The organism is Neobacillus sp. K501 (genome assembly GCF_053749995.1).
In genome coordinates, this window is the sequence record NZ_JBSLYA010000001.1 from 678,182 (window position 1) to 696,642 (window position 18,461).

22 protein-coding genes are annotated in these 18,461 nt (G+C 37.3%); 8 read left to right on the top strand and 14 right to left on the bottom strand.

All coding sequences use genetic code 11. The annotated features are described in order from the left end of the window. Nucleotides 1-44: 44 nt before the first annotated feature. On the bottom strand, nucleotides 45-977 hold the full coding sequence (locus ACWM35_RS03345) for a beta-ketoacyl-ACP synthase III (protein ID WP_454815459.1): 933 nt from the start codon (nucleotides 975-977) through the stop codon (nucleotides 45-47). A 187-nt stretch (nucleotides 978-1,164) separates the two neighbouring features. On the opposite strand from ACWM35_RS03345, the gene ACWM35_RS03350 reads away from it, so the two are divergent. Continuing rightward, nucleotides 1,165-1,407, top strand: a complete 243-nt coding sequence (locus tag ACWM35_RS03350; RefSeq protein ID WP_454815461.1) for a hypothetical protein — start codon at nucleotides 1,165-1,167, stop codon at nucleotides 1,405-1,407. Between the two features lie 21 nt (nucleotides 1,408-1,428). On the opposite strand, the gene ACWM35_RS03355 is transcribed toward ACWM35_RS03350, so the two are convergent. The 3 genes from ACWM35_RS03355 to ACWM35_RS03365 all read right to left on the bottom strand — a co-directional run bounded on the left by ACWM35_RS03355 (nucleotide 1,429) and on the right by ACWM35_RS03365 (nucleotide 4,171). Further along, on the bottom strand, nucleotides 1,429-2,391 hold the full coding sequence (locus ACWM35_RS03355) for a BMP family ABC transporter substrate-binding protein (RefSeq protein ID WP_454815463.1): 963 nt from the start codon (nucleotides 2,389-2,391) through the stop codon (nucleotides 1,429-1,431). A gap of 145 nt (nucleotides 2,392-2,536) precedes the next feature. After that, nucleotides 2,537-3,364 carry a hypothetical protein gene (locus ACWM35_RS03360; protein ID WP_454815465.1) on the bottom strand — a complete coding sequence of 276 codons (828 nt, stop codon included), beginning with the start codon at nucleotides 3,362-3,364 and terminating at the stop codon, nucleotides 2,537-2,539. 84 nt (nucleotides 3,365-3,448) lie between these two features. Then, nucleotides 3,449-4,171, bottom strand: a complete 723-nt coding sequence (locus ACWM35_RS03365; RefSeq protein ID WP_454815467.1) for a hydrolase — start codon at nucleotides 4,169-4,171, stop codon at nucleotides 3,449-3,451. Nucleotides 4,172-4,379: 208 nt separating this feature from the next. Between ACWM35_RS03365 and ACWM35_RS03370 the strand changes: the two genes are divergently transcribed. Then, nucleotides 4,380-4,565: a YjzD family protein gene (locus tag ACWM35_RS03370; RefSeq protein ID WP_454815469.1), complete on the top strand. Its 186-nt coding sequence runs from the start codon at nucleotides 4,380-4,382 to the stop codon at nucleotides 4,563-4,565. Nucleotides 4,566-4,604: 39 nt separating this feature from the next. Here ACWM35_RS03370 and clpB read toward each other — a convergent pair whose 3' ends face one another. Together clpB and ACWM35_RS03380 are read right to left on the bottom strand one after the other, a co-directional pair. Next, a complete protein-coding gene (gene clpB / locus ACWM35_RS03375) occupies nucleotides 4,605-7,199 on the bottom strand; it encodes an ATP-dependent chaperone ClpB (protein ID WP_454815471.1) in 2,595 nt (864 codons plus the stop codon). Nucleotides 7,200-7,304: 105 nt separating this feature from the next. Further along, a complete protein-coding gene (locus tag ACWM35_RS03380; RefSeq protein ID WP_454815473.1) occupies nucleotides 7,305-7,484 on the bottom strand; it encodes a YjzC family protein in 180 nt (59 codons plus the stop codon). 198 nt (nucleotides 7,485-7,682) lie between these two features. Here ACWM35_RS03380 and ACWM35_RS03385 point away from each other — a divergent pair, with 198 nt between their 5' ends. Further along, entirely contained in the window at nucleotides 7,683-8,375 is a 693-nt protein-coding gene (locus tag ACWM35_RS03385; protein ID WP_454815475.1) for a Crp/Fnr family transcriptional regulator, read from the top strand. Between the two features lie 73 nt (nucleotides 8,376-8,448). Here the strand turns inward: ACWM35_RS03385 and mobB are convergent, their stop codons facing one another. Then, the gene (gene mobB, locus ACWM35_RS03390) at nucleotides 8,449-9,030 is read right to left on the bottom strand and encodes a molybdopterin-guanine dinucleotide biosynthesis protein B (protein WP_454815477.1); all 582 of its coding nucleotides are present in this window, start codon (nucleotides 9,028-9,030) and stop codon (nucleotides 8,449-8,451) included. Next, nucleotides 9,018-10,283 carry a molybdopterin molybdotransferase MoeA gene (locus ACWM35_RS03395; protein ID WP_454815479.1) on the bottom strand — a complete coding sequence of 422 codons (1,266 nt, stop codon included), beginning with the start codon at nucleotides 10,281-10,283 and terminating at the stop codon, nucleotides 9,018-9,020. The genes mobB and ACWM35_RS03395 overlap by 13 nt, the downstream gene beginning before the upstream one ends. A 243-nt stretch (nucleotides 10,284-10,526) precedes the next feature. Between ACWM35_RS03395 and ric the strand changes: the two genes are divergently transcribed. After that, nucleotides 10,527-11,225, top strand: coding sequence for an iron-sulfur cluster repair di-iron protein (gene ric / locus ACWM35_RS03400; RefSeq protein ID WP_454815481.1), 699 nt, complete (start codon nucleotides 10,527-10,529; stop codon nucleotides 11,223-11,225). A gap of 66 nt (nucleotides 11,226-11,291) precedes the next feature. Here the strand turns inward: ric and moaA are convergent, their stop codons facing one another. Further along, nucleotides 11,292-12,308: a GTP 3',8-cyclase MoaA gene (gene moaA / locus ACWM35_RS03405; protein ID WP_454815483.1), complete on the bottom strand. Its 1,017-nt coding sequence runs from the start codon at nucleotides 12,306-12,308 to the stop codon at nucleotides 11,292-11,294. A gap of 276 nt (nucleotides 12,309-12,584) precedes the next feature. On the opposite strand from moaA, the gene ACWM35_RS03410 reads away from it, so the two are divergent. Further along, complete coding sequence (locus ACWM35_RS03410) at nucleotides 12,585-13,280, top strand: Crp/Fnr family transcriptional regulator (RefSeq protein ID WP_454815485.1); 696 nt, start codon at nucleotides 12,585-12,587, stop codon at nucleotides 13,278-13,280. A 42-nt stretch (nucleotides 13,281-13,322) separates the two neighbouring features. Here the strand turns inward: ACWM35_RS03410 and ACWM35_RS03415 are convergent, their stop codons facing one another. From ACWM35_RS03415 to ACWM35_RS03430, 4 genes are all read right to left on the bottom strand, one after another. Continuing rightward, complete coding sequence (locus ACWM35_RS03415; RefSeq protein WP_454815487.1) at nucleotides 13,323-14,447, bottom strand: TIGR04053 family radical SAM/SPASM domain-containing protein; 1,125 nt, start codon at nucleotides 14,445-14,447, stop codon at nucleotides 13,323-13,325. A 187-nt stretch (nucleotides 14,448-14,634) separates the two neighbouring features. Further along, nucleotides 14,635-14,973: a DsrE family protein gene (locus ACWM35_RS03420; RefSeq protein WP_454815489.1), complete on the bottom strand. Its 339-nt coding sequence runs from the start codon at nucleotides 14,971-14,973 to the stop codon at nucleotides 14,635-14,637. A gap of 2 nt (nucleotides 14,974-14,975) precedes the next feature. Then, nucleotides 14,976-15,284: a metal-sulfur cluster assembly factor gene (locus ACWM35_RS03425; protein WP_454815491.1), complete on the bottom strand. Its 309-nt coding sequence runs from the start codon at nucleotides 15,282-15,284 to the stop codon at nucleotides 14,976-14,978. A gap of 18 nt (nucleotides 15,285-15,302) precedes the next feature. Next, entirely contained in the window at nucleotides 15,303-16,073 is a 771-nt protein-coding gene (locus tag ACWM35_RS03430) for an alpha/beta fold hydrolase (protein WP_454815493.1), read from the bottom strand. Nucleotides 16,074-16,280: 207 nt separating this feature from the next. On the opposite strand from ACWM35_RS03430, the gene ACWM35_RS03435 reads away from it, so the two are divergent. The 3 genes from ACWM35_RS03435 (at nucleotide 16,281) to ACWM35_RS03445 (ending at nucleotide 17,547) form a co-directional block, all read left to right on the top strand. Beyond that, nucleotides 16,281-17,093, top strand: a complete 813-nt coding sequence (locus tag ACWM35_RS03435; protein WP_454815495.1) for a Cof-type HAD-IIB family hydrolase — start codon at nucleotides 16,281-16,283, stop codon at nucleotides 17,091-17,093. 114 nt (nucleotides 17,094-17,207) lie between these two features. Beyond that, nucleotides 17,208-17,360, top strand: a complete 153-nt coding sequence (locus ACWM35_RS03440) for a hypothetical protein (protein ID WP_454815497.1) — start codon at nucleotides 17,208-17,210, stop codon at nucleotides 17,358-17,360. A gap of 1 nt (nucleotide 17,361) precedes the next feature. Continuing rightward, nucleotides 17,362-17,547: a DUF3813 domain-containing protein gene (locus ACWM35_RS03445; RefSeq protein WP_454815499.1), complete on the top strand. Its 186-nt coding sequence runs from the start codon at nucleotides 17,362-17,364 to the stop codon at nucleotides 17,545-17,547. Between the two features lie 48 nt (nucleotides 17,548-17,595). On the opposite strand, the gene ACWM35_RS03450 is transcribed toward ACWM35_RS03445, so the two are convergent. Continuing rightward, nucleotides 17,596-18,441, bottom strand: a complete 846-nt coding sequence (locus ACWM35_RS03450) for a YitT family protein (RefSeq protein WP_454815501.1) — start codon at nucleotides 18,439-18,441, stop codon at nucleotides 17,596-17,598. Between the last annotated feature and the right edge of the window lie 20 nt (nucleotides 18,442-18,461).

Below are 18,461 nucleotides of genomic sequence, written 5' to 3' on the forward strand. Positions count from 1 at the left end.
TTTACCTAGGGAATATTCTCAGATAATACTTCTGCTATTCTAATTTATTTTCCCCATCGAATAGCGATGGCGCCCCATGTTAAACCGCCGCCAAATCCTACCATTACAATAACATCATCGTCTTTAATTTTTCCAGCCTCTAGTTCTTCCACAATCGAAATTGGTATTGAGGCTGCGGAAGTATTGCCATATTTATGAACCGTTTTAGACATCTTTTCAACCGGAAGCTCAAGCCTTTGTCTAGATGCTTCCATGATTCGGATGTTTGCTTGATGAGGAATAAGGAAATCGACATCCTCTTTCGTTAACCCGGCTTTTTCTAGGACATTGATACAGCTTTCTCCCATTTGTCTGACTGCAAATTTAAATACTTCCCGTCCATTCATGATAATATACTCATCTTGATATAAATGCTTTGCTCCGGTTCCATCCGCACCTAATTCAAAAGATAGAATCCCTCTATTTTCTGAAACGGAACCAAGGATGATTGCTCCCGCACCATCACCAAATAGAACGGCAGTGTTACGATCTTCCCAGTTGGTGACTTTAGATAGTTTTTCAACCCCAACAACGAGAATATGCTTGTAAACCCCTGATTCAATAAACTGTTTACCTGTGACCACTCCATACATAAATCCAGCACATGCTGCACTAATATCCATTGCCGCTGCTCTATTTGCCCCAAGTCGTTCTTGCAGCATACACGCAACAGATGGAAAAGGACGATCAGGGGTGACTGTTGCAACTAGGATTAAATCTATTTCTTCTGGAGAAATACCAGCATCTTTAATTGCATTCTGTGCCGCAAAGAAAGCCATATCGGATGTGTTAATATTATCTTCGGCGATACGTCGTTCTTCAATACCTGTACGAGTCCGAATCCATTCGTCCGATGTATCCATCATTTTCTCTAAATCAGCATTCGTTATAATTTTCTCTGGTAAATATCTTCCGATTCCAACAATACCTGCATTCATGGAATCATCTCCTTATATATTAAATTTATTATCAATTATTATGACTTGGTACTAATTTTAACAAATATACAGTACTTAAAGCAACTATTTAAAATGAATTTTATCCCCGCTAATGTCCATACCTTTTATATAACCTTATCATAATCTAAAATGAATCTTTATATCTTCGAAAGGCAGGTTAATCTATATGGACGAAGAAGTACAAAATAAAGAACGGAGTGATGGTGACCGTTTTAACCGTTTTATGTTTGGACCAGGTCGTGCTCATCATACCGAAGCGGTAAAGGAGAAAGAACGGAGTAATCCTTCTTCACCTGATATCGTTGCAATCCTAGAGAATGTTGATTCATTAATGAAGTCTGCACAGAATCTAAAGCCTTTAATTAATAAAGTGTATCCTCTAGTTGAACGTTTTTGGAAAAAAAAATAAGCTGCCGTTTTATCCGGCAGCTTATTCTGCTATTTCTTGTTTTGGTAGTTTTCCTGTTTCTTTATATACATCAATCTTTTTTTCAAGTTTTTTTATGTATTCTTTATCTACTAACGGACTAAACTTCCCGAGCGAAATCACATTTTCTTGAAAGTCAAAAGAAAGATTACCAGATTTCAACTCTTTCTCATTAAATTGTTCTGCAATATGTTCATAAAGCTTATCCACTTCTTGAATCGTACTCGTTAAAACTGTTGATCCACCAAGATCAGATTGATCCGAAACATAACCTATGACAAAAAGACCATGTTCCTTCATCTTTTCAATTACCGGGACATTATACCCATCACCTGCTGGATAAACAACATCAACACCTTCTTCTATCAGTTGGTCCGCTAATTCAAGTGCTTTATCCTCATCATCCCAATTTCCAACATAGACAATGTTTACTTCAGTATCACTATCTTCGGTTATTGCTCCTTGAAAAAAACCCTCAACTTCAGGCTGCCATTCATAAGCTGCGATGATTCCAACCTTTTTTGCTTCTGACATATGGGCTGCCACCATCCCTCCAAAAAAACCCATCGCATGGGCTTTGAAGTTCAAGCTTGTCGTATTTTTATTTTTGGCATCCCCATTAAAGCTGACAAAATGAATATCAGGATAGTTAGTGGAAATTTCATTAAAATATTCCGCGTATTCTGAGCCATGTCCAAAAATTAGATTTATTCCTTTTTGCTCATATTCCTTGATGGCTTGCTCGACAACAGCCTCTGAATTCATACCTTCTTTATAATATACATCTACGTCAAATTTTGATTGTATTTTTAACAATCCTTCATACCCTTTTGTCCCCCAAACTTGATCATCAACTGTTTCAGGTACTAATAGGCCGACTTTTTGTATCGTACTAGGGGACGTCGGATTCGAACATGCTCCAAGGAATAAGAGACATATTAGAATCATTCCGAAGCGGTTAAGCATCCATTGCAACTCCTTTTTTACAGCCAATCCGAAATACGTTTCTACTATATTTTAATGACAAGAAACGACATAATACTTTTATTCTAACCTTTGAGAAAAAAATTGAAAAGATAATTTTCCTCTGCTTCTATATATTGTTAATTAACTATTTATAAAGTCGTTTTGTTAGTTCCACTTGTTTATTTATTCCCTCTGAAATTGCAGTCATTTTATCCACCTTAATTTTGGTAATTGGACCATTTTGATCCAGTAATTTTCTTTCCTTAGCAGGCTCTTCTTCAACATGTAAATAGGCAGCACCTTTTTCCCATTGGCCTTTCATGCCACTTTCGAACAAATAAGTGCCAGGTTTACCATTATCCATTAAGTCAATGATCAAATCTACAACATCTAAAATATATAAAGCGTCCCTAGTATCCTCCCGAAGTCCTTTGAAATTACTATTACCTTGTATTTCGCTAACAATTGTATGCTGATACATGAAGGATTCCGGCTGCCATGGTCCGAAAATAGCTGGTAAGTAAATAAGCTGTACTTGATGAACGGATTCTCTTAACTTCGTTATGAATTCATCGATAACTATGAATGTTTTTTCCTCGATTGCTCCTGTAAGCAACTGGCTAGGTACAAAGATAATAAACTTTAACCTCCTATCTTGGATCTTGGTAAAATAATTCGTAAGCAGCCCCTGCATTTCTGACTCTTTTAATAAAATCTCTTTATATTGCATATAAAGATCATAAATAGACAGAACAATTGCCTCTGTCTCATCATACGTATAAATCCAATTTGAATATGGATACTCTGTGTAATTTGCATTTCTTCCGATTTCGTCTCTTTTCTCATCTAAAAAAGCTATCTCTCTTTCGGGTTCAAATCGTACACCGGTTACTTCAAATCCTTTATTCAGTAAAGCTTTGCACACATGAAAGTTAATAAAGTCATATACGCCTAAAAGTACTGCCTTGTCCATTTAAGTATCTGCCCCCCCTCTATTCTATAATGAATCCTATGCGTCTTCATTTGGAATTATTTCCGTTTGAGGGGGGCATGTAAATTAAAGCTCATTTTCAAAACTGGTAAAAAATTTAATCATCATGCTGCCAATCTGCGGTTTCTTTTCGAGAACAATATATGTCGGGTAAATATCCGTATTCACTAATGCTTTCTGCAGTTGTTTTGAATGATTATATGACCTGCCGCCAGACATAACGTGAATAATTTTTATCGGAATACCAAAATTCACATTTACCGTGGATTCCATTTCATTCAGTTCTTCTTCGAGTGCTTTCTGATCCTTTTTGTAAGCATCCGCTATTTCTTTCATTAACTTTTTATAAAAGAATTTATGATCTTTTTCTTGTTCAATATGGTTTTTCAATGATAACACTGGATTAAGTAGGACAACTGACCTTATTTTATCTTGCATTTTTTCCATGATCTTAACGGCTACAAGTGCCCCCATACCTTCTGCTAAAAGATGAATTTTGTCATTAAGGATTTCATTACGTAATACTTGCTGGTAAAGCCTTTGTGCCATTTCAACCGCTTGATCACTTCCCCAGTTTCGCCCATATAAATTTGAGGAAAAAATGGTGTATCCTGATTTTTTTAATTGATTAATAATGGCCAGCTTCCCTTCATTTTGTGTCCAAAAGCATTTATTCTCGTCCACAAAATGTCTCTCATCTCCAATAATTAAGATTCCAAAACCTGTGGGCTTTTCAGGATAATGAATGATATTCCACTGGGTATCCATTTGAAAACTCCGGTTCTCCATCGCTAAATCTCCTTTTACATAATTCCTCAAAATATTGTATGTATTTTCACATAATTTGAATGGGAGATTGCCTAAGTTAAAAGCAACAACTAATCACATTTTCCGATTTTTCCGATTAGAATGGATAAATGTCATTTTTTGCGTTTATAAATTTATAAAGGTATGGTAATATGAAAAGAGATGTAAAATAGGTTAGAGGTGAAAAATAGTGCGATACTTTTGGACTTTTTTCTGGACATTCCTTTTAGTGCAAATGCTTTCATATGTTGTTAGCTCAATGACTGAAGGAGCAGAATTTACTTTTATGCCAGGTGCAATTGTTTCCTTTGGCGTGACGATTTTAATCTACATAGCTTCCGCAATTATTCCTAATGAGCCAGTAGAAAAACATTAATAAGTATGTAAAAAGGCCATCCGTCAAGGATGACCTTTTTTAATTTACTTTAAGACTTAGTTCACCATTATCTGTTGTAATTTTTACGGTAGAATGATCGTGAACCTTTCCAGCTATGATCTCTCTTGCTAGCTTCGTTTCTAAATTTCTCTGAATAAACCGTTTTAGCGGCCGAGCTCCATAGATTGGGTCAAAACCATTTACAGCAATATATTCCTTTGCCTCATCTGAGATCGTAACTTCAATTTGCTGTTCCTTGAGCCTGTTTTGAAGTTCTTTCATCATTTTGACAACAATATCCTTAATCTCAGTTAATGATAATGGTTTAAATAAAATCGTCTCATCAATCCTATTTAAAAATTCGGGACGAAAATGTGCTCTCAGCTGTCCAAGAACCTTATCCCGTGTTTCATCTGATATCTCAACCTCATTTTCATTCCGTTCGAGTAAGAATTGAGAGCCGATATTCGATGTCATAATGATAACCGTATTTTTAAAATCAACGATTCGACCTTGTGAATCAGTTATCCTGCCGTCATCTAGAGCCTGAAGGAGGATGTTAAACACTTCTGGATGGGCTTTTTCAATTTCATCCATTAATATAACGGAATATGGTCTTCTTCTAACCGCTTCTGTGAGCTGCCCACCCTCCTCGTAGCCTATATAGCCTGGAGGTGCACCAATTAATCGTGATACCGCATGTTTCTCCATATACTCAGACATATCAATCCTAATGATATGTTCCTCACTATCAAATAAGGACTCAGCCAATGCTTTAGCAAGTTCCGTTTTTCCAACACCTGTTGGTCCTAAAAATAGGAACGATCCGATAGGTCGATTTGGATCTTTGATTCCTGCACGGGCACGTAATACCGCATCTGTAACTAGTTGTACAGCCTCATTTTGCCCAATGACCCGCTCTTGTAAAATCTTTTCTAAGCGCAGTAGTTTTTCCCGTTCGCCTTCAACAAGCTTAGATAGAGGTATTCCCGTCCATCTGGAAACAATGTTCGAAATCTCTTCACCGGTGACTTCCTCTCGCAGTAAACGCTCGCTCTGTGATATCGTCATTTCCAGCTCTTTCAATTCCTTTTCAGCAAGAGGAATTTGTCCATGACGAAGCTCTGCTGCACGATTCAAATCATATTTATCCTCTGCCTGCTGTAATTCCCTGCGCAGTTTCTCAAGCTGTTCCCGTTTCTCCTGTAGTTTTTGAATCCCTTGTTTTTCATGGAGCCATTGCGCTTTCATACTATTAGCCTGATCTTTTAATTCAGCTAGTTCCTTTAATAAGGTAACAAGTCTTTGTTTACTTACCTCATCCTGCTCCTTTCGCAAGGCAGCCTCTTCAATTTCTAATTGCATGACCCGGCGTGTTACTTCATCCAACTCCGTTGGCATTGAATCAATTTCCGTCCGAATCAAGGCACACGCTTCATCGACCAGATCAATCGCTTTATCAGGCAGGAAGCGGTCGGTTATATAGCGATCAGATAAAGTTGCAGCAGCCACTAGCGCATGATCATGGATTTTTACACCATGATGGACTTCGAACCGTTCCTTTAAGCCTCTTAAAATCGAGATCGTATCTTCAACATTTGGCTCCTGGACCAGTACTTGTTGAAATCTACGCTCGAGCGCAGGATCCTTTTCAATGTATTTGCGATGCTCGTCAAGGGTTGTAGCACCAATACAATGAAGTTCTCCCCTTGCAAGCATTGGTTTTAACATATTCCCTGCATCCATAGCTCCTTCGGTTTTTCCTGCTCCGACAATGGTATGCAACTCATCAATAAAAAGGAGAATTTGACCATTACTTTTCTTCACTTCATTTAAAACAGCTTTCAATCGCTCTTCAAATTCTCCCCTGAACTTTGCCCCTGCAATTAATGAACTCATATCCAAGGAGAAAATGGTTTTATCCTTTAAGCCTTCCGGTACGTCTTTCCTTACAATTCTTTGGGCAAGACCCTCGACAATAGCCGTTTTCCCAACTCCCGGTTCTCCTATGAGGACAGGGTTGTTTTTTGTCTTTCTAGACAAGATTCGGATGACATGGCGGATTTCAGCATCCCTGCCAATGACTGGGTCTACCTTACCTCCCCTTACTTCAGCTACAAGATCTCTTCCATATTTTTTAAGTGCATCATAGACTGCTTCTGGATTTTGTGATGTCACTCTTTGATTCCCCCTAATTTCTTTAATCGCTTGCAAAATATTTTCTGGCGTTTTTCCATTTCCCTTTATGAAATTTGCTAATTCTGAATCATGTGCAAACGAGGAGGCTAATAATATATGCTCAATGGATAAAAAGTCATCGGAAAACTTAGCAGCAAATTCCTCTGCGCTCACAATACGTTTCTGTAGTTTAGAAGTGATGTACAGTTTCCCATGTTCTGAGCCGCTCCCTGTTACCTGTGGCTTCTTTGCCAATGAGGTTTCCAATGATTTTTTAATAATACCCGGCGCTATCTCTGCCCGTTCTAAAACCGTTCGGACAAGACTATCCTCTTGACTAAGCAGGGCAAGGAGCAAATGAGGTTCGTCCACCTCTTGATGATTGCTTTTAATCGCTATTGATTGGGCATCCAATATACCCTGCTGCAGACGTTCTGTCATTCGATTTAAATCCATCTTCCCTCACTCCATTTGACCATTTTTGACCTATTAATTCTATTATAACCAATTATGTAATATATGTAAAAAGCCATCCGGTTTGGATGACTTTTTAAGACTAATTTAAGGCTTTCTTTTATATGTCCAAACACGATTCATATTTGACGTTTCTGGAAATGCATCTCCTGCTTTTAATTTAATCATTTTTGGCTTAACTACGTTATCTCCAGTATCGCCAACTTCTACATATATTCCATTATTAGGTGCCTTTTTTCCTGATTTAAATTGATGATTTTGCCCCATCATATTCCCTCCTTTCCATGTTCAGACTTATTATTTCCATCTAACATAAAGTCATTAAAGGAATAATTTTGTAATGAGAGAAAAGCCCAGCGAATTATGACGATTATATGAATTTATCCCACATTTCTTGCGATATAATCTTTGTAATCAATATAATTATAGTAATTATTAATTCACCCCTTTAAAGGTGGTTATCTTATGCAATCAGTAAAAGAAGTACCAGTAAAGTTATCACAGCTATTTAATACGGTTCATCATCTAAAGAAAATTGAAAAAGGCACTTTTCTTTTCCAAGAGGGTTCTGTAGCGAGTGAGTTGTTCCTTGTCCAAAGTGGTATCATTCAATTGAGTAAAATAATTCCAGATGGTCGTGAGCTAACATTAAGAATGTGTTCGACGGGTGATTTCATCAGCGAATTAGATTTATTTTCTCCCACGCCAAAATATTTATTAAGCGCAAGAGTTGCTGAAAGTGGAGAAGTCGCTGTCATTATGAAAGATGAATTAGAGAGAGAAATGGCTAATCATACAGAACTTTCACTTGAATACATGAAATGGATGAGTCAACACTATCGTATTTCTCAAACGAAATTTCGCGACTTAGTTCTCCACGGAAAAAAAGGTGCGCTTTATTCTACTTTAATTAGGATTTCTAATAGCTATGGTTTTAAGACAAATGAAGGAATAGTAATTGAAATGCCGCTAACCAATCAAGAATTAGCCAATTTCTGCGGTACTTCCCGTGAAGTAGTTAATCGTCTCCTCAGTGACCTAAGAAAAGCTGATGTCATCTCCATCGATAAAGGACTGATTACCATCCATGATCTAGAATATTTAAAGATTGAAATTGAATGTGAAGATTGTCCCATCGAAATTTGTAAAATAAATTAAGACAAAAAAATCGGTCAAACGACCGATTTTTTTCATAACAAATATACTATCCTCTTTATTCATGTTAGCTAAATTATGAAAAATCCTCAGTGATAAAATTAACTGAATTGTCCTTTTTACCATTTTTTTGAACAAACTGTTGTAGTGTTCGAGAAATTTGAATAATTGCATTGACATCATTTATATAATAAACCGGAACATCTACCATTTCTCGCACTTGAAAAATCAACTCTTCTTTCCAGACGATAATAGCCCTAATATTCTTCACCATCATTAACAGACCAAGGTCCGCTTCATTTCTTAGAAAAACAAGCTTAGGATATGATTTCTGTTTATGGCCTTCAATAAAAATGATATCTGGAGAAAAAAGTTTCATCAACTGAATTTGTTTCTCTAAAAACCAATGGATTCCCTCAGCTTGAAGAACGATTCGTCCTTCACCTTCCACCAAAGAGGCAAGCGCGCCTGCTTGAAGATGTCTCGACGAATCCTTTTCTTCGGCTACTTCAGGTTTCCCACCATGCCCATGGTGTTTAATAGTTACCGTTCTTATCCCTTGTTCTGATAATTTTTGAATTAAATTTAATAAAAAAGTTGTTTTTCCACTGTTTTGATAGCCAACTGATTGAAAAATAACTGTATTTACCAAGGCCATTCACTGCCAGTTTGATCTTCAAGCAATAAAATCTCTACTTCTGTACCCGATTCAAAACCCCTTGTTCCACCTGGCAGGATCATAAAGGAGTTAGCCCCAGAAAGACTCATGATAATGTTGGACTTATCTAATCCGCTAGGTTGAACGGTAAGCCTTCCCTCTTTAATCGAATACGCACTGCGAACAAACCTAGTAAACGGATTTGCCTTTGGAAAATCCACTTCAAGAAGTGCTTTCTCCTTGCGTAAATGTGGTTGGTTTGCAAATAACTTTTTTCGAATAATCGGTCGTACAAATAGCTCAAAACCAACATAACAGGCAGAGGGATTACCAGATAGTCCAAATAAAAGCTTCCCTTCTAGTTGTGCAACGGTTGTTACACTTCCAGGTCTCATTGCAACCTTATTAAATAACACATTGGCCCCAAGCTTTTGATAAATAGCGGGAAGATAATCGAAATCACCGACTGAAACTCCACCTGTTGTAATAAGGATGTCCACTTGTCCAAGAGCTTCTTTTACTGCTTCATAACATGTATCAAACTCATCTGGAAGCTTGCCAAAATAATGAACATCAGCACCAGCTCTCTGAATCTGTGCCGCGATCATAGGGGAATTACTATTGCGGATTTTTCCTGGTACTAATTCTTCATCCACCTCTAATAATTCTGTACCGGTTGCAAATAATCCAATGAGCGGTTTTTTGGCAACCGGAACTTGATGATAACCAAAAGTTGCGAGCATTGCTTGAATCCCAGGATTAATCAATGTTCCTTTGCTCACCAACACTTCGCCCTCTTTAGCATCCTCCCCTCGGAAGGAGACATTATCACCACTGTTAAAGCTTCTTTTAATGGACATAAATGGCATTCCATCTTTTTCAAAAGCTTTTGCCACTTCGAACATCACGACGCAGTCCGTACCTTCCGGCATCATTGCCCCGGTCATAATCCGAACAGCTTCGTATTCCTTAACAATTTTAGCAGATGTCAAACCTGCTCCAATATGATCAATCACTTTAAATTCTACTGGATTGTTTTGCGTTGCATCCTTTGTGTCGATTGACCTGACAGCAAAACCGTCATACGGCGCACGATCAAAATGAGGAACATCACTGGTTGCCGTTAAATCTTCTGATAAAAAACGGCCGAAACTCTCATCAATGGACACAAATTCTGTTATCCCGGTTAGTTGATGCTCCATTATTTTTTCAACTGCCACTCCAACCGCAATGGGTGTTCTTCTCTCTAGCAAATTACTCACTCCTGCCTATATAACGGGTAAAATATTACTACATTAGTTCGTCTTACTCTTTATTATAAAGGTATCGAAAATTTCCTGACATAGCAAACATCACATATGAACGAAAACTTTCAGATAGTCACAAAAAACATTAAAATCTTTATGGATATGTGATTCAGGTCACCTATTTTCACTTAAAAATCCAGTATCCTTAAATTAGAAATAAAAAGCTTATCAAATTTAAGGAGGATCTTTATGATTACATTCCCTTTTTCAACAAACTCTTTAGTTAAAGATATTGTCAATGAATTTCCAAAATCCAGTGATATATTTAAAAAATATCGAATCGACTTTTGCTGTGGAGGCAATATCCCCCTGTCACATGCAATTGCTGCAAACCAAATCAATGAAGAAGTATTAATGAACGAATTAAAGGAAGTTTATGAAAAAAGCAGTTCAACAGAAACTGACTTAGAGGTTTGGACAAAATCGGATTCAAATACGATTATTGACCATGTTATTAACCATTACCACCTAACATCAAGAGAAGAATTATCCATGATGAGTCCTTATGTAACTAAGGTATCTCGTGTTCACGGTGACAGCCACCCAGAGCTTTTAAGAGTATATGAACTTTTTTATGAGTTAAAGAAAGAATTAATCGAGCATATGGATAAAGAAGAAGCCATTGTCTTCCCAATCATTAAGAAGCTTGCAGACGGTACGGTTGAAAATCGTGAGGAATCCATTCAAATGATTGTAGAATTAGAAAAGGAACATGATCATGCAGGAGCAATCTTAAGAGAGTTACGCGAAATCACTTCTGATTTCACTCCACCAGTAGATGCTTGCGGAACTTACCGTTTAGTTTACAAGCGTTTAGAGGATCTTGAGGGACTGACCTTCATGCACGTACATCTCGAAAACAATATTCTATTTCCAAGATATCTTTAAAAAATGGAGGCTGAGAAATCAGCCTCTATTTTAATGAAAAAAACTCTCTTCAAAAAAGAGAGAGTTTTAGCCACCGATATAGGACATTTCAATTTTTTTGCGCTGTTTTGTAGTTTCAGCGGTTCTTTCATCGGAATACCTGTCTTCTCTGCCATTCCAAATGCTAGTAATCCGCTCACGCAACTCAGCATCTGTTGCTCCGTTCCTCATAAAGTTTCGAATATCATGCCCATTCCCATTAAATAAACAAGTAAAAATCTGTCCATTAGCAGAAAGTCTTGACCTAGTACAGCTGCCGCAGAAAGACTCAGAGACAGAAGAAATAAAGCCTACATTTACGTCTGTATCCTTGTAATTATATAATTTTGCAACCTCACCAAAATAAGCAGGATCGAGAGCATCGATTTGATAATGTTTTCTTAGCATTTCATATATTTGTTTTTTTGTGATGACATCATCCATTTTCCAGCCGTTCGATGATCCAACATCCATATATTCGATAAAGCGAAGCTCTAAACCATTATTTTTACAGAAATTTGCCATAGGGATAATTTCCGAATCATTCAGCCCTTTTTTAACAACCATATTAATTTTTACCCCAAGCCCCGCATTCTGAGCTGCTTCGATTCCATCTAAAACTGGTTTAGTACTGACACCGCGTCCATTGATCTTGCCAAATAATTCATCATTTAGTGTATCGAGGCTGACATTTACTCGTTTAAGCCCAGCCTCTTTTAGGTTTACAGCCAGTTTTGGCAGTAATACACCGTTCGTGGTTAAAGCAATATCTTTTAAACCTGATATACTTGAAAGCTTCTGAACTAAAGTAGGCATATCTCGGCGAAGGAGAGGCTCGCCGCCAGTTAGACGGATTTTTTCCACACCTAAGCTCACAAAAATTTTAGCCAAACGTTCAATTTCTTCATAGCTAAGGAGAGCACTTTTTGGCAGGAATTCAAAATCATCTCCAAATTGATCAGCAGGCATACAATACTGGCAGCGAAAATTACACCGGTCAATAACAGATATTCGCAAATCTCGTAAAGGCCGATTTAATTTATCTTTTATAATGGTCTTTTCCAATTTATATCAACTCCAGTAGTTTCAAGAAGCTAGTGATTCCATAAATCTTGCCATTTCATTAAGTCTATTATTCACTATTTTTACACTTCTTATATACTTTTCAACATTTATTCACAATCGAATTATAATACACTTCAACACTTTCTTACACGAAATCATATAAGTTTTCACTATATTGTCATTGTTTAATCGTATTTATGGTTAAAACCTACGATAAAATGAAACTAACAAATAAAATACAATGTTTATCAAAGACACTTTGAGGTGAAAACCATGATGACGAATATCAAACCAACTCATTCTATAGAAATTAAAGAATTGCTTCGTTTTGCCGATAGAAAGATAAAAAGTGAGAGAGGAACCTATTTGTTCCAAGAGGGGATGCTTGCTGAAGAGCTTTTTATTATTGTTTCCGGTAAAGTTCAAATAAGCAAAATTACTACTGATGGCCGTGAACTCTCCTTAAGAATTTGTGGTGAAAATGATATTTGCGGTGAATTAACACTATTTACCGACAATCCGAGATATTTATTAAGTGCTAAAGTCCTTGAAGAAGGCGAAATAGTTGCCATCAAAAAAGACGTGATTGAAAGTGAAATTTTTCAAAATAGTAAGCTTGCGTTCGAATTTATGAAATGGATGAGTGATCATTTCCGAAAAACTCAAACTAAATTCCGTGACCTTGTTTTAAATGGAAAACGCGGAGCACTTTTTTCTACACTTATTAGGATGACTAATAGTTATGGTATTCAAAAGGATAACGGAATATTAATTGATTTACCATTAACGAACCAAGAACTTGCTAATTTTTGCGGAACTTCAAGAGAAAGTACAAACCGAATTCTCAGCGAACTAAAAAGGGATAACATTATTCAAGTTAAAAAAGGAAAAATTACGATTATTGATCTCCAATATTTAAAAGATGAAATCGGCTGTGAAAATTGTCCTGCCATTTATTGCAGTATTGAATAGAACTTGGAAGCAATCGTCGAGGATTGCTTCCATTTTTTTATTTTATTGCTGTTGCTTTTCTCGTAAGGCTTTAGGAATGTAGACGCAGAATGGTTCACTTTCAAGGTAATCTCCTGTCATCGAATATGCTCTAGACCTTGATCCTCCGCAAACATGGCGGAATTCACATACTCCACATTTTCCTTTGTACAAATCAGGATTTCTTAGAGATTGAAAGATTGGAGATTCCCGATAGATTTCTGCTAACGGCTGTTCGCGGACATTCCCTGCTTTCACTGGCAGCAAACCGCTTGGATAAACGTCGCCAATATGTGAAATAAAGACAAATCCATTTCCATCATTTACACCTTTTGGAGCACGGCCAAGTCCGTCAATTGAACCTGTTAGCCCCTGTTCTGTTAGGGCACTAAGATAGTTAATCTCGTCGGTGTGTTCTTTTGCTTCACGCATCTTTTGCTGAATTACAACACGACGGTAATGCTGTGCTGCTGTTGTTTTTATATCAAATGAAACTCGTTTACTTAGGTCATATAGCCATCTAAATACTTTTTCATGTTCTACTGGGGAAATCATATCTGATTCCTGTCCTCTTCCAGTCGGCACAAGGAAGAATACACTCCATAATACGCAGCCTAAATCCTCAACCATTGCTGCCATTTCATCGAGATACTCAATATTATATCTTGAAATAACGGTATTGATTTGAATCGGAATCTCCAGTTCATGTAAATATTTTATTCTTTCCATCGTTAAATCAAATGATCCAGCTGTTCCACGGAAATGGTCATGCACCTCAGCAGTCGGGCCATCAATACTAAAGGCCCAACGGGAAAGGCCAACTTCCTTTGCCTTTTCAATCGCTTCTTTCGTCACATTAGGGGTTGCACTTGGAGTCATGGAGACCCTAACACCTTTTTCAACAGCATATTTAGCAATATCAAAAACGTCTTCCCTCATTAACGGGTCGCCGCCAGTAAATACAAGCATCGGATTATTCATTTCATATATTTGATCAATTAATTGTTTACCTTCTTCAAACGATAGCTCACGAGGGTCCCTACGATATTGTGCTTCTGCACGGCAGTGAAGACACTTTAATTGACATGCACGTGTAAGCTCCCATATCACGATAAATGGATCTTTATTAAAATCTCGGCCAAAAGCCATATGAAACGCCTCCTAAAACCAGCTATTTCAATCCAAACAGCCTTAATACTTGTATTATAATGCTGTTTATATTCTAAAAAAGTGAACTACCTCACAGCACTCCCGTTATATATGTCCTTTTTGTGAAGATAATAGAGTAAAAGCAGATTGTGGAGAAAAACAAAAAACAGCAGAGTTTTCTGCTGTTTTATGAAATCGTAATCACTTCAAATCTACTGGACAATTCGATAAAATCTGCCATTCCGCTTATTTTACCTACAGTTAATTTTTCAGCAACACCGTAATGATCCACACAGGTCTTACATGCTAAAATCTCTACACCTTTTTCTTCAAGCTCTTGTAAATGTAACGATACGAATGAATCCCCAGTCATTGTAAGTACACCACTGTTCATACAAAATACAGCAGCTGGAAATTCATCCCTTTGCTTTAGCAACGTGAAATAGGTTTCTAGAATATTTTCACCCAATACTTGGTCGCCTCGTCCAAGCTGATTTGAACTTACTAAAATTACTTTATTTTTCATTTCTAACGAATCCCTAGAGCAATTTTTGCATAACGAGACATCATATCTTTATTCCATGGCGGATTGAAGACAATATCCACTTCCACATCCTTGATTTCCGGAATATCTGCTAACGCTCTTTTTACTTGGTCAACAATCGTTCCCGCTAGCGGACAGCCCATTGAAGTTAAGGTCATCGTAACCGTCACATTTCCCTCTTCGTCCATCTCTGTATTATACACTAAACCTAAATTAACAATATCCACACCTAATTCTGGGTCAATGACAAGCTCTAGAGCACCTAGTATATTTTCTTTTAAATCTTCATTCATTTTCTTCACTCCTATTATTTATAAATGTTTTCCAAACCATTCTACCGTTTCCTTCAGTCCTTCTCTGCTAACTTTGTGGTCAGCTTTTTCATCTGAGATAAAATGTAGTAGGTCTGGCTGTTTATGGTAATCATCCTTAATCTCTTGATAAAATTGATACGTTAAATGATAAGGGACCACTGGGTCTTTTTTTCCATGCCAAAATAATAATGGCCTGTTCTCAAGTTTTTCCGGCTGAAGACTCAAGTCATAATCTTGAAGGACAGCTAATTGTTCACTAATCTGTTTCTCAGTAAAAGGAAGTTTGAAACCCTGACTTTGTAAAAGGTCCATCTGCCATTGAGAAAATTTTTCATAAGCCGGCATCCCCATTAAACTGACCGCTGCTTTCACCCAGCTATACTTTGTTAAGGCACCAAGTGTTACAATACCGCCCATAGACGTACCAGCGAGTCCAATTCGTTCTTGATCAGCTAAGCCCTCATGAACATAGTATTCCTTAACATCTTCTAATTCATGGATCGTTTGGATAACAATTTTCCAAAAATAGCTGTACAGCTCTATTTCCGAATAAATATTTTCTTCCCTTTCTCCATGATATAAAGCTTCTGGAAGAATCACTCGAAAACCTTTTTCTGCTAATAAATACGCATAGTGGAGATTATGCTCTTTCGCGCTTGTAAAACCATGAATAAAAATAATCATTGGAAGCTTCTCTTGCTGCTTCCCCTTTTGAACAAGATGTAAAAGGGGGATATTTCTCAATAAATATTTTTCTACGATGATCACCTTGGATTGAACCTCCTGAAACCTCATTATATAAATTCTCTTAACGTTAAGGTGTGAATTTTTTTACAGTTTAGGTATAAAATTGTTAACATAGGACTTATAGAAAGAATAGTTTTTAAAGCTACTCTATTGTAGTGTAACATTTCGAAACATTATTTTCTAAAAGTATGATTTACAAACATGACAAAAGATAAAGAAGGAGTCCATATGACAGAGAGACACTTAATTGCACTTGACCTTGATGGGACGTTATTAAAGGATGATAAAACGATTTCTTTAAAAACAAAGGAGATCCTGCGAAAAGCCAGGAATGAGGGGCATATCGTAATGATTGCTACTGGAAGACCCTATCGCTCAAGTGAGCAATATTATCACGAATTAGAATTAGATACGCCAATCGTCAACTTTAATGGTGCTTTTATGCACCACCCACGAAACCCAGGATTTGGAATGTATCATGAGCCGCTTGATATTAAGGTAGCAAAGGATATTGTTGAAGCTTGCCGTTCTTTTCACTTTCACAATATCATTGCTGAAGTGATTGATGATGTATATTTCCACTATCATGATGAGAAACTTTTAGATATTTTCAGTATGGGTAACCCGAATGTTACTACAGGGGATTTACAAAAATTCCTAAAAGACTCTCCGACTAGCATGTTAATTCATACCGAAGAGGATCAGCTAAAAGTTATTCGCGACCATCTTTCAGCAGTCCATGCAGAGGTGATTGACCACCGCAGCTGGGCAGCACCATGGCATGTCGTGGAAATTATTAAAGTCGGTTTGAACAAAGCCGTCGGATTGAAAAAAGCAGCGGATTATTTCGGCATTCCTAAACAAAGAGTTATCGCTTTTGGTGATGAGGACAATGATTTAGAGATGCTCGAGTATGCAGGATATGGTGTTGCCATGGGAAATGCGATTGATAAAGCAAAGAATATTGCCAATGAAGTAACTCTCACCAACGAAGAAGATGGAGTTGGCGTATTTTTGGCTGACTTGTTAAAGATTAAATAATTCATTGGATCAAACCAGTGTTTACCTTATTGAATGTTTTTAATTTGAGCATACTATTTTTGTGAGGCAGCTTTAGCTGATTCGCACCAAGCTCTTTACATTGGAGGGATTCGAATGGGTAAACGAAACAAATCCAAACGCTTTGTCCAGCAAGGAAAGGATACCGTTAGCAAGCACGATGAACGAATTCCTTATCACATGACATATGCTGAAGCAGAAGCTCAGAAAATGTCCAATGTGCAAGAATCCTCGCTTGGAGGAATATAATATGGGCAACCAGTTGTTCCAGGAAGCACGAAGATTTGTTGAGATGGCCAAAACAGCCAACCCAGCTGACCGCGATTCTGCCATAGCGAAAGCAAAAAATGCTCTTAGTTCTGCTTTTGCCAATTCCACAGTCGCAGAGCAAAGTCAGCTCCAAGAAATGCAAACTGAGCTTGAGCAAGTGAAATAAGAAAGTCAAACAGAGAGAAAAGCTGACATAAACCCATGTCAGCTTTTCTCATTTATCCCTTCGGAAAAATCCAAAGATCCCAGTCGTTTGAATAATATTGGTGAAAGCATTCGGATCAGTTTCCCTAATAATTCTCTCTAAATCATATAATTCATAGCGAGTGATTACAATCATCAACATATCTTTCGTTTCATTTGAAAATGCCCCTCTTGCAGGAATCATCGTAATCCCTCTAACAAGCTGCGAATGAATAGCTTTCTTTAATTCATCCGATTTTTTCGTAATGATCATCGCTGTTAGTTTGTGGTGCCTTGTATGAATCGCATCAATGACTCTTGTCGAAGCATAAAGGGATACAATGGTATATAAAGCTTTTTCCCAGCCATATAGGAAACCTGCGGTAACGATAATGATAGCATTTAGGGTAAACATATACGTTCCGATCGGTTTATCTTTCATTCTCGATAATACCATTGCAATAATATCTAACCCCCCGGTCGAAGCCCCCCATTTTAATGTTAATCCGACCCCAACCGCTAAGATGACACCGCCAAATACGGCATTAAGAAGGATATCATTGGAAACCTCTTTTATCGGGATTAATTCTAAAAATAAGGAGGAAAGTGCCACGCTTAAAAAGCTGTACACCGTAAAGGATTTTCCTACCTTTAACCAGCCAAGAATGGCTACCGGAATGTTTAATAACAATAATAATAGTCCCATTGATACATTAAGCGGTGTTTGTTCACTTAAAATTTTGGAAAGTAATTGCGCAATTCCAGTAAACCCGCTTGAATACACATTTGCAGGTATTAAAAATAAATTTATTGCTAAAGCATTTAAAAATGCCCCCACAATGACAATCACAACTTTTTTTGCCTGAAGCCAAAGCATCACAACATCTCCCTTACATC

Bases quoted from the DNA above. Each gene is read 5' to 3' on its own strand.
- ACWM35_RS03345 (WP_454815459.1), bottom strand. From the start codon at position 977: ATGAATGCAGGTATTGTTGGAATCGGAAGATATTTACCAGAGAAAATT.
- ACWM35_RS03350 (WP_454815461.1), top strand. From the start codon at position 1,165: ATGGACGAAGAAGTACAAAATAAAGAACGGAGTGATGGTGACCGTTTT.
- ACWM35_RS03355 (WP_454815463.1), bottom strand. From the start codon at position 2,391: ATGCTTAACCGCTTCGGAATGATTCTAATATGTCTCTTATTCCTTGGA.
- ACWM35_RS03360 (WP_454815465.1), bottom strand. From the start codon at position 3,364: ATGGACAAGGCAGTACTTTTAGGCGTATATGACTTTATTAACTTTCAT.
- ACWM35_RS03365 (WP_454815467.1), bottom strand. From the start codon at position 4,171: ATGGAGAACCGGAGTTTTCAAATGGATACCCAGTGGAATATCATTCAT.
- clpB (WP_454815471.1), bottom strand. From the start codon at position 7,199: ATGGATTTAAATCGAATGACAGAACGTCTGCAGCAGGGTATATTGGAT.
- ACWM35_RS03380 (WP_454815473.1), bottom strand. From the start codon at position 7,484: ATGGGGCAAAATCATCAATTTAAATCAGGAAAAAAGGCACCTAATAAT.
- ACWM35_RS03385 (WP_454815475.1), top strand. From the start codon at position 7,683: ATGCAATCAGTAAAAGAAGTACCAGTAAAGTTATCACAGCTATTTAAT.
- mobB (WP_454815477.1), bottom strand. From the start codon at position 9,030: ATGGCCTTGGTAAATACAGTTATTTTTCAATCAGTTGGCTATCAAAAC.
- ric (WP_454815481.1), top strand. From the start codon at position 10,527: ATGATTACATTCCCTTTTTCAACAAACTCTTTAGTTAAAGATATTGTC.
- ACWM35_RS03410 (WP_454815485.1), top strand. From the start codon at position 12,585: ATGACGAATATCAAACCAACTCATTCTATAGAAATTAAAGAATTGCTT.
- ACWM35_RS03415 (WP_454815487.1), bottom strand. From the start codon at position 14,447: ATGGCTTTTGGCCGAGATTTTAATAAAGATCCATTTATCGTGATATGG.
- ACWM35_RS03420 (WP_454815489.1), bottom strand. From the start codon at position 14,973: ATGAAAAATAAAGTAATTTTAGTAAGTTCAAATCAGCTTGGACGAGGC.
- ACWM35_RS03425 (WP_454815491.1), bottom strand. From the start codon at position 15,284: ATGAATGAAGATTTAAAAGAAAATATACTAGGTGCTCTAGAGCTTGTC.
- ACWM35_RS03435 (WP_454815495.1), top strand. From the start codon at position 16,281: ATGACAGAGAGACACTTAATTGCACTTGACCTTGATGGGACGTTATTA.
- ACWM35_RS03440 (WP_454815497.1), top strand. From the start codon at position 17,208: ATGGGTAAACGAAACAAATCCAAACGCTTTGTCCAGCAAGGAAAGGAT.
- ACWM35_RS03445 (WP_454815499.1), top strand. From the start codon at position 17,362: ATGGGCAACCAGTTGTTCCAGGAAGCACGAAGATTTGTTGAGATGGCC.
- ACWM35_RS03450 (WP_454815501.1), bottom strand. From the start codon at position 18,441: ATGCTTTGGCTTCAGGCAAAAAAAGTTGTGATTGTCATTGTGGGGGCA.